The 7413-nt window shown below is 46.9% G+C and carries 6 protein-coding genes; 1 reads left to right on the top strand and 5 read right to left on the bottom strand.

Annotated elements, in window-relative coordinates; genetic code table 11:
• Nucleotides 1–333: 333 nt before the first annotated feature.
• Both WBA89_RS25410 and WBA89_RS25405 read right to left on the bottom strand, forming a co-directional pair.
• A complete protein-coding gene (locus tag WBA89_RS25410) occupies nt 334–2472 on the bottom strand; it encodes a pentapeptide repeat-containing protein (RefSeq protein ID WP_424410330.1) in 2139 nt (712 codons plus the stop codon).
• Nucleotides 2473–2490: 18 nt separating this feature from the next.
• Nucleotides 2491–2814 (bottom strand): hypothetical protein, encoded by a 324-nt coding sequence (locus WBA89_RS25405; RefSeq protein WP_424410328.1) that lies wholly within the window; start codon nt 2812–2814, stop codon nt 2491–2493.
• Nucleotides 2815–2968: 154 nt separating this feature from the next.
• On the opposite strand from WBA89_RS25405, the gene WBA89_RS25400 reads away from it, so the two are divergent.
• The gene (locus tag WBA89_RS25400) at nt 2969–3418 is read left to right on the top strand and encodes a hypothetical protein (RefSeq protein ID WP_424410327.1); all 450 of its coding nucleotides are present in this window, start codon (nt 2969–2971) and stop codon (nt 3416–3418) included.
• Between the two features lie 290 nt (nt 3419–3708).
• Here the strand turns inward: WBA89_RS25400 and WBA89_RS25395 are convergent, their stop codons facing one another.
• From WBA89_RS25395 to WBA89_RS25385, 3 genes are all read right to left on the bottom strand, one after another.
• Complete coding sequence (locus WBA89_RS25395) at nt 3709–4356, bottom strand: Uma2 family endonuclease (protein WP_424410326.1); 648 nt, start codon at nt 4354–4356, stop codon at nt 3709–3711.
• A 93-nt stretch (nt 4357–4449) separates the two neighbouring features.
• On the bottom strand, nt 4450–5097 hold the full coding sequence (locus WBA89_RS25390; protein WP_424410324.1) for a Uma2 family endonuclease: 648 nt from the start codon (nt 5095–5097) through the stop codon (nt 4450–4452).
• A 266-nt stretch (nt 5098–5363) separates the two neighbouring features.
• A partial coding sequence (locus WBA89_RS25385) for an Ig-like domain-containing protein (protein ID WP_424410323.1) occupies nt 5364–7413 on the bottom strand: 2050 nt, incomplete at its 5' end.

Here is a 7413-nt window from a genome sequence, read left to right as displayed (position 1 = left end):
TATTTGTTATTTGTTATTTGTTATTTGTTATTTGTTATTTGTTATTTGTTATTTGTTATTTGTTATTTGTTATTTGTTATTTGTTATTTGTTATTTGTTATTTGTTATTGGTAACAACTGGCAACTGACAAATAACAACTGACAACTGGCAACTGCTTTCCGTCCAACGTCATCAGGAAGAAGGAAGAAGGAGCATCAAGCGCGCTAGCTTTTGTAGTGCTGTCCTCGCTCGCACGGGCTTTTATCACCAAGCGAGCGAGGACAGCGCTCAAACAAAAAATGCTTTTTACAAAAATGAAATGCTCCCCTTGAGTCTTCACTACAAACCAATTATTAATTTTTCTGCGGGCACTTTGGATGGAACCCTCCCTGCAAACAAATGTAAGCAATTTGACTTTTCTCTAAATTTTTAGCGTCGGAAAAATCAACTCCTTGGAATCGACCTGATTTACTACCTACCGGATTTTGAATAAATTGATCCGAACCCGCCTTTGAGAGAAACACAGCGCCTTGAAAATTCGCTCCCGCTAAATTCGCGCCCCTAAAATCTACCGAACTCAGATCCGCATTCCGCAAATTAGCATCTTGCAACCGAGTATCTTTAAAATTCGCGTTGGCGAGTTTAGCCGAACTCAAATCGGCATTTTGTAAGTTTGCCCCGCTCAAATCTGCACCGGACAAATCAGCACCTTGCCATTCCGATTTTGACAAATTTGTCAAGGATAATTGAGTGCCTTGAGCCTTGACTTTGCCCAAACGCGCGCCTGACAAATTTGCTCCCGACAAATTCGCGCTGCCCATATCTGCACCGGTAAAACTGGCATCTTTTAACATTGCTTGCTGCAAGTTTGCCCCAATTAAAAGAGCACTGCTCAAATTAGCTCCATTCAAAATTCCGTTTGACAAATTAGCTTTGTTCATGACAGCGCGGACAAAAGTAGTCCGGTTCATTACAGCACTTTTCAAAGATGCTCCGGTTAAATTTGCTCCTTCAAAATTAGCGCTGCTCAAGTCAGAAATCCAATCGTCAAATGTACCCGGACGCCTGTCTTCGCCGGTGCCGTAAAAGCGAGTTTCCTGCAAGCTGGCATTGGTTAAATTGCTGTTTCTCAGTTTAATTCCTGATAAGTCGATTTTGTCTAATACTAAAAGAAACTGAGCCGGGCCGGCAGGACTTTGACTTAAATCTGTGCGGCTGAGATCCGCGCCGTTGAGTTGGCTGCTATACACTGTGAGAATTTTGCCGATCGCCCTTTGCACTGTTCGCTGGCGGGCCGCGGCTAACTCGCGTTCCGGGGCTTTCCCGCCGAAGCGCAGGGATTCGAGGTCATTGCTGAGTGCTTGGTTTAACCGCCGCAAGTCAGGTAAAGCTTTCGGCCCGCTACTGACTAAAGCTTGCTGGATCGCGTCCAGCATCGGGCGGCTGTCTTCTTGGGCGAGCAAATCCGCTAGCAGGGGGACGGCGCGGGAATCTTCCACCGCCCCCAAAGCCAAAATTGCCGATCGCCTCCCCGATGTTCCGCTGGGCGAAGCCGGAGACAATTTACTCACTAAAGCCACAAATAATTCGTCGTTCCGCTGCCGGGAATCCCGCATATTTGCTTGACTTTGAGTGTAGATCAGAGTGCCGGCAAACAAAGTTAAAATTAATCCCGCGCTGCCAACGGTAACTATCACTAAAGTTGTGCCTGGATGTTGGCGCATCCAATTCCACAAACTGGGTTCTTTTTTGACATTGGTTTCTGGAGTCAAAACCAAAGCTGCAATTTGCGCGTCTTCTTCAGTCCAATCTTGACTTGTGACAGGATTCGCCGACATTTGGTCCGATCGCGCGTTGACCCCCAAAGTATTCGCGAGGCGATCGTGCCCGGATTGCCGTTTGTAGCGGAATGCAAAAGCGCCGTCTGCCAGCACTGCCAAGCCGCTCAACCCCCCTAAAATGATTAAATCAGGAAACGCGCCGGACAAGCGCCAAATGCCGTAGGCGACGCCCAGAGGTATTCCCCAGCGCCCCAAACTTTCGCGGATCAGCACTCGTCGAAAACCCGGAGGAGTACCCGAGGCTGTGACGACTTTAACGGCAAACCAGCGTTTCGGGAGAGTTTGACCGGTTCTGGCGAGCAAAAACAATTGCCACGCCGCTAACACTGCAGGTGCCAGCAGCGCCCCAGACCAGAATAGATTAGTTAGGGGTGCGACTCTGGGGTTGCGATCGCGCACGGGGCTGCCCAAAATACGGGCTACAGTTTCCGATACTGCTGTTACTGAGGAATTGAGAGGTACAGTTTGAGTATCCTTGTTGACTAATGCCCCGATACTGAAGGGAACGAGGGCGCTGGCCGCAATTAACGAAATTTCAACGGCCCAAGCGCCGCACCTGCGAACCAACAGCGGCATTTGCTGGGATTGTGCTTGCCAAGACGGAGACGGATCGGGTTGATTAATATCACCGGGTGCGGTTGGGCTAGCCATATTTATAATTTCCTATTGTTAGTCGTTAGTGTTGGAGGAATCAGGAGAAATTGCCAATTTATACGCTATGTAGATTAGCACTCCGAGAACGCCAAGAGTCACCAGGGCGGAAATTAGCTGTACGATGCTATTGAACACTGTCAGGACAACGATCGCCCCGACGGCAAATACTGCGACTTGCCCGGGTTTGGGGAGTTTTTGAAACTTGTCGAGAAATTGATTGTAGAAGGTTCCGACTGCTTGATAGCTATCTGGATTTTGTTGGATGAGGGGCGATCGCTCTAGTTTAGCTTTTAGTTGTGCGATCGCTTGCTGCAAATTGAACTTATTTTGAGGATTCATAAAAAATTTTGGGAGTTAGTTTAGCTGTACGCCGATCGTTTTAGGGCGGTCACATTAATAAGAGTCACATTAGCGTGTTCGGAACCGCTCATTATCCTCTACCGTCAAAGAAGTGGAACCTTCCGCCATTGTGTTCGGATCAATAAGGATAAAAATGAAGATATGCTATCCGTGCGATCGCCCCAGACAGCGCTTTGGCTCGATCGCAATTCTAGCCCTAGGAATGATTTTAACTGCACCGGGGGCCCTTCGGAGCCAACCTCTGCAAATTGCTCCGGGATTTCGCGAACCGCTGAGTGTTTCAGGAATCTCCGGCGGCCCGAACAATAGCGGCGAGTGCGGTTTCGTAGCCCAAGGGCCGAACCACGTCATCGAAGTTACGCAGGATTTACCTTACTGGAAAATTGCCGTACAAACAGCGGGAGCGCCGAGTTTGATGATTCAGGGGCCCAGGGGTAGTTTCTGCGTCCTACCGGCGAATGCTGCTGCGGGGAATGTAGAATTTTCGGGTTATGGGGACAAGGGGACTTATGTAATTTTCGTGGGCGATCGGGCTCAAGGTCAACACCCTTACTCTCTCTCTATCACTCAACAGCGCAACTAAAAAAGCAATTTGATTTTAGCAAGTTGGTAGTCAGGACTTTAGTCCTCAAGTTCGCAGTAAGGACTTCAGTCCTCAAGTTCGTAGTAATGACTTCAGTCCTCAAGTTCGTAGCACTGATATATTGCACCATTTTCAATAAGGGGATTTTTCGTGGAGGAGGGCGGGTTTATTTAACTTGTCTGCAAGCTTTAAGGCTGTTGGCGAACCCGCCCCTACAGCTTGTTGAGAATGGTGCAATATCTGAATAGTAAGGACTTTAGTCCTCAAGTTCGTAGCAAGGACTTTAGTCCTCAAAGCGTGATTTGTTCTCTCACCCACTTGCGAAACAATCGGAGAGTTTGACTCGTCCCCGCTGTTTGGCTTTGTTCGCAATATTCAGAAATAGCTTCAATAATTGGCAAATTGGGAAATGTTGGACTAATTGCCGATTCAACATATTTCCCATCTTCAAGCACATTAATCTGAAGCCTTTTATTTTCGTACCGCCAGATTTCAGGAACTCCCAGCGCCTCGTAAACTTCCAATTGAGTTTTAGAAGTTAAATCCACTTCAATTGCTAAATCCGGCGGCGGATCGATACTTAAGTCAATGCGCTTTTTGCCAATTATTAGAGCGGAATTTTGAATATAAAAACATTCATCCGGTTCAATTCCTTGTAACATACTTTTTCGCTTAAAAGTAGTAGAACCAAATGGTTCAAAGTCGATTTCAAGTTCCTCAAACAAAATATTTACTAAATAGCCAATAATCGTTTTAGCTTTCTCGTGTTCTGGCAGCGGCATCCTAATCTCCAAAATTCCTTGACTGTAAGCGATTCTGGAAGCACGGTGTTCTCCCAACTCCTCTAAAATTGCTTCAAATTCCAGCCAACTTACATCATGGAACAGCACTCTATGTCCAGGCGGTACACTGATTTGTCTCAATTGCAGCGTTACCATTCCAACCTCCGATTTATTTAAGTTTGCGATGCTTGTCTGTATAGGGAATTGGAAATAGGGAAACAGTCCGTTTTGTAGTCAGGACTTTAGTCCTCAAAGCGTAATTTTTTTTCTCACCCACTTGCGAAACAATCGGAGAGTTTGACTCGTCCCCGCTGTTTGACTTTGTTCGCAATATTCAGAAATAGCTTCAATAATTGGCAAATTGGGAAATGTTGGACTAATTGCAGATTCAACATATTTCCCATCTTCAAGCACATTAATCATCAGTTGGTTATTTTCGTACCGCCAGATTTCAGGAACTCCCAGCGCCTCGTAAACTTCCAATTGAGTTTTGGAAGTCAAATCCACTTCAATTGCTAAATCCGGCGGCGGATCGATACTTAAGTCGATGCGCTTTTTGCCAATCATTAGAGCGGAATTTTGAATGTAAAAACAGTTATCAGGCTCTATTCCTTGCAACATACTCTGGCGTTTAAAAGTCGTCGAACCAAAACATTCTCGATCGATTTCAAGTTCTTCGAGTAATATCTTGACCATATCGCCAATGATTTCTTTATTAAATTCGTGTTCTGGTAGTGGCATCCTAATCTCCAAAATTCCTTGACTGTAAGCAATTCTGGAAGCACGGTGTTCTCCCAACTCCTCTAAAATTGCTTCAAATTCCAGCCAGCTTACATCATGGAAAAGCACTCTATGTCCAGGCGGTACACTGATTTGTCTCAATTGCAGCGTTACCATTTCAACCTCCGATTTATTTAAGTTTGCGATGCTTGTCTGTATCGGTAACTGGGCGCGGACACGGACAACTTGCGATCGGGAAAGCCGAAGTATTGGGTATTGGTATCAGAAAAATGGGGTCTAAAACTGTCCAAATCCTCCGGCTTTTAGTATTGTATCTTTTCGGTATCTTTGTTGCAAATCAGTTCAATATATTTTAAAATATTGAATGCCGTAATTGCGACTAACATAATAATATCATGTCCAATCGATCGGACATGATATTATTAATTGACAATCAGGAAGTCGCTGACTGTCAGCAACGGAGTACCGTCAAGGGTGGCAAATAGCGCACCAGTTCCCAAACCAATTTGTGCCCCGTTCTGGTTGAAGAATAACTTGCCTGTGGCGAGGCTGCAAACAATTAATCCATTGCTGGTTTCTGCTGCTAAATCGCTATCTGCAAAGGCAATTTGAGCTGAAGTGATTGCTCCGAATGCAGTTTGAGATAAGAGGATTTTGTCTGTACCCGTCGTAAAATCAGTAATCCGGTCGCTCCCAAAATCAGCAGTATTAAAAACACCGTTCGATTTAAACAAAAACCGATCTTCACCGCTACCACCAGTTAGCAAGTCATCGCCTGCACTCCCTGCAAGTAGATCGTTACCACCGCCGCCAATTAGCGTATCATTGCCATCGCCACCAATTAGCGTATCATTGCCATCGCCGCCGACAACACTGTCATCACCTAAGCCACCATTAAATGTATCGTCGCCACCTCCCATGTCAACAACTGAATTGGCGTAGGTTCCTAAGAGGTTAATTACATCATTACCATCAACATTGGAACTCGCAGCTTCATCGGCTTTGAGGTTGATAAAGAAACGAAAGTCGTTCATGGTGACAGTAATGCTGTCGTTACCGGTGCCGCCGATAATTTTTTCATCGGAACGCAGTGTATCGTTAGGATTAGTATTGTCATCCCAGGTTTCAGCAAAAGTGATATTGATGCTGTCATTGCCAACACCGCCTTGAACATCATTTACGCCGTCGGGATCGGTAATGGTGTCGTCGCCTGTACCCCCGAAAATGCGATCGAGATTGCCTAAACCGCCGTCAATGAGGTCATTGCCGCCCTCACCATCGATGAAATCATCCGCACCGTCGCCGTTGATGGTGTCGTCACCCTCCGCGCCCATCAGTGTATCTGGATCGGGGGTACCGTTCAAAAGTAAAGGGGCAATCGGGGGATTTGCAATCGGATTAATGGTGATGTTAACAGTGGCTGTCGCTGTCCCCCCGTGACTGTCGTCAAGCTGATATGTAAAGCTGTCCTGACCGGTGAAGTCACCGTGGGGGTGGTAAGTGATGAAGTCATCAGCCTTGTCTGCAGTGCCGTTAAAATTGATTTCAGCTTTCCCGCCGACTCCGTTGGTCAAAACCGTCAAAATCAGGGGGTCGCCGTCTGGATCGCTGTCATTTGCTAATACGGGGATGTTGACGGGAGTGATTCGATCGGTGGTGGCGCTATCGTCGATCGCGATCGGCAATTTGTTGGCAAACTCGATCGTGACAGTAGCTGTCGCTGTTCCCCCGCGAGTGTCATCGATCTGATAAGTGAAGCTGTCCGTCTCCCAGAAGTCACGGTGGGGGTGGTAAGTGATGAAGTCATCAGCCTTGTCTGGAGTGCCGTTAAAATTGATTTCAGCCTTGCCGCCGACTCCGTTGGTCAAAACTGTCAAAATTAGGGGATCGCCGTCTGGATCGCTGTCATTTGCTAACACTGGAATGTTGACAGCAGTGTCTCGATGGGTGGTGGCGCTGTCGTCAAGTGCGATCGGCAATTTGTTGACTGCTTTCACTGTCACCTCAACCTTGGTAACGTCCGAACCTCCCTTACCGTCTGCGATTTGATAGAGAAAGATATCCTGCCCGCTGAAGTCGGGATTGGGAGTGTAGGTAATGAAATCATCGTTGGGATCGTCCGGCGTACCGTTGTTGTTGACTGTGGCTTTACCGTTGTGTGCAGCCCTGAAAATGCTGAGGTTCAAGGGGTCGCCGTCGGGGTCGCTGTCATTGGCTAGGACGTTGATATCGATCGCACTGTCAGCATTTACAGTGGCAGCATCCCCAGATGCGATCAGTGAATGGTTGGGATCGACTGTCACCTCCACTTTGGTAACAGCCGTACCTCCCTTACCGTCGTCAATTTGATAGAAAAACACATCCTGCCCGCTGAAGTCGGGATTGGGGGTGTAGGCGATGTAATCGTCTGTTGGATCGTCCGGCGTACCGTTGTGCCTGACTTCTGCTTTGCCGTTGTCTGAAGTCTTGAAA

It is taken from the genome of Microcoleus sp., from assembly GCF_049646505.1.
In the GTDB taxonomy this organism is placed as follows: domain Bacteria; phylum Cyanobacteriota; class Cyanobacteriia; order Cyanobacteriales; family Microcoleaceae; genus Microcoleus.
The sequence above is the reverse complement of the archived record's forward strand: the minus strand, read 5'-3'. Positions and strand labels throughout refer to the sequence as shown.

Coding starts and splice junctions, on each gene's coding strand:
- WBA89_RS25410 (WP_424410330.1), bottom strand. CDS start 2,472: ATGGCTAGCCCAACCGCACCCGGTGATATTAATCAACCCGATCCGTCT.
- WBA89_RS25405 (WP_424410328.1), bottom strand. CDS start 2,814: ATGAATCCTCAAAATAAGTTCAATTTGCAGCAAGCGATCGCACAACTA.
- WBA89_RS25400 (WP_424410327.1), top strand. CDS start 2,969: ATGAAGATATGCTATCCGTGCGATCGCCCCAGACAGCGCTTTGGCTCG.
- WBA89_RS25395 (WP_424410326.1), bottom strand. CDS start 4,356: ATGGTAACGCTGCAATTGAGACAAATCAGTGTACCGCCTGGACATAGA.
- WBA89_RS25390 (WP_424410324.1), bottom strand. CDS start 5,097: ATGGTAACGCTGCAATTGAGACAAATCAGTGTACCGCCTGGACATAGA.